Source organism: Halomonas sp. BM-2019 (genome assembly GCF_017584085.1).
On the sequence record NZ_CP071922.1, the window covers coordinates 788,234 to 790,016 of the forward strand.

3 protein-coding genes are annotated in these 1,783 nt (G+C 70.1%); 1 reads left to right on the forward strand and 2 read right to left on the reverse strand.

Features of this window, described 5'->3' with window-relative positions:
- Nucleotides 1–116 precede the first annotated feature (116 nt).
- Nucleotides 117–617: a hypothetical protein gene (locus J5F18_RS04035; RefSeq protein WP_346301045.1), complete on the forward strand. Its 501-nt coding sequence runs from the start codon at nt 117–119 to the stop codon at nt 615–617.
- Nucleotides 618–632: 15 nt separating this feature from the next.
- Here the strand turns inward: J5F18_RS04035 and J5F18_RS04040 are convergent, their stop codons facing one another.
- Both J5F18_RS04040 and J5F18_RS04045 read right to left on the reverse strand, forming a co-directional pair.
- Complete coding sequence (locus J5F18_RS04040; RefSeq protein ID WP_346301046.1) at nt 633–1,187, reverse strand: TIGR00730 family Rossman fold protein; 555 nt, start codon at nt 1,185–1,187, stop codon at nt 633–635.
- Nucleotides 1,188–1,459: 272 nt separating this feature from the next.
- Nucleotides 1,460–1,783 (reverse strand): DUF501 domain-containing protein (locus J5F18_RS04045; protein ID WP_346301047.1); only part of this gene is annotated, 324 nt, incomplete at its 5' end.

The following is a 1,783-nucleotide window of genomic DNA, read 5'->3' on the forward strand; positions in this document are numbered from 1 at the left end:
GGGGGAGCCGCTGGACAGCGGCGAAGCCGAGACGCGACACTAGGGAGGCACCCGGCCGGCGGCCATCACGCTGCCGGCCCTCCTTTCCCCCGCCCGGCCTCGAGGAACCGTGCCCCGTGACGTTACCGACACTGCTCGATATCGAGGCGTCCGGGTTCGGGCGCGGCAGCTACCCCATCGAGGTCGGCCTGGCCCGTCCCGACGGCAGCAGCTGTGCCTTCCTGATCCAACCCCTTCCCGAGTGGACCCACTGGGACCCCAAGGCCGAGCTGCTGCACGGCATCAGCCGCGGCCGCCTCGAGCGCGAGGGCTGCCCGGTGCATCAGGTGGCACGCTGGCTCAACGATGAGCTCGGCGAGATCGGTATCTGCTACAGCGACAGCTGGGGCTACGACAACACCTGGCTCTCGCTGCTGTTCCACCACGCCGGCCTGCTGCCGGACTTCCGGCTGGAGGCGCTTCGCAAGCTGCTCAGCGAGGGGCAACTGGTGCTGTGGAAGGCCACCAAGGAGGCGCTGGTGGTGGAGCTGGGCATTCATCGACACCGCGCCGGCGAGGACGCCCGCCTGCTGCAGCTGACCTACCAGCGCACCCGCGAGCTGGCCGGCGACGCCTGACCCGAGGGCGAGCCGTCAGACCGGCTCGGCAAGTCGCGCCTCGAGGATATCCAGCAGCTCGCCCGGCTCGGCGGCGTCGAGCAGCTCGGCGCGGGTCCGTGCGTTGAGGAAGCCCTGCTCCACGGTGTTGTCGAGGAAGGCCAGCAGCGGGCTGTAGAAGCCGCCGGTGTCGAGGACGCCGATGGGCTTGTCGTGGAGGCCCAGATAGTGCCAGGTCCAGGCCTCGAAGAACTCCTCCAGGGTGCCGATGCCCCCCGGCATCACGATGAAGGCGTCGGCGTGGGCGGCCATGCTGGCCTTGCGCTCGTGCATGTTGCGCACCCGAATCAGCTCGGTCAGGCCGTGGTGGGCCTGTTCGCGCTCCACCAGGTGGTCCGGCATCACGCCGATCACCGTGCCGCCCTCGGCCAGGGTGGCGTCGGCCAGGGCGCCCATCAGGCCGATGCGGGCGCCCCCGTAGACCAGGGTGTGGCCGCGTCGGGCCAGCTCGCCGCCCAGGCGGCGGGCGGCCTCGAGGAACTGGGCGTCACGGCCATCCCGTGACCCCAGGTAGACGCAGAATCTTGGCATGCTTGTCTCCTTGGCAGGGGCGCCTTCGCCTCCCGGCAGGGCCTTATGCTGGCGTCGCGCGTCGTCCATCGCAAGCGCTTTCCCACGCCCGGGCCCGAGAACGACGAAGGGCGCCCGTCGGCACCCTTCACGGGATGTCGCGTGACCCGCGGTTCAGCGCGAGGCGTCGGCGTCGCGCTTCATGGCCTGGCGCAGCAGCTTGATGCCGACGCCGCTGATCAACGACATGGGTATCGAGGTACATCGGGGGCTCCTGTCAGGGGGTGTGAAGGTCAGGGGGTATGGAGTCGGGACCCGCCGGGCAGGCAGTCGGCCACGCCGTACACGGCGTCCATCCACTGGCCGATGACGTTGTCGCCGCACAGGTGGTGGGCGTACTGGGTGTGCAGGCAGCGCACCTGATCCCAGTTGGCGATGCCGCCGATGCCGCGCTCGGTGAGCACGCTCTCGTAGCCCAGCCGAACGACGTCGGCCTTCTGCGTCACGCTCATGCAGCGCCAGCGGGTCGCCACATAGTCGCGGTGGCTGGCGTGATAGGCGGCGAGGAACTCGGGTTCCTCCTGCAGGCGGGCCTCGAGCTGCTTGATCACGCCGGC

Excerpts from the sequence above, each read along its gene's own strand:
- J5F18_RS04040 (WP_346301046.1), bottom strand. The coding sequence starts at position 1,187 with ATGCCAAGATTCTGCGTCTACCTGGGGTCACGGGATGGCCGTGACGCC.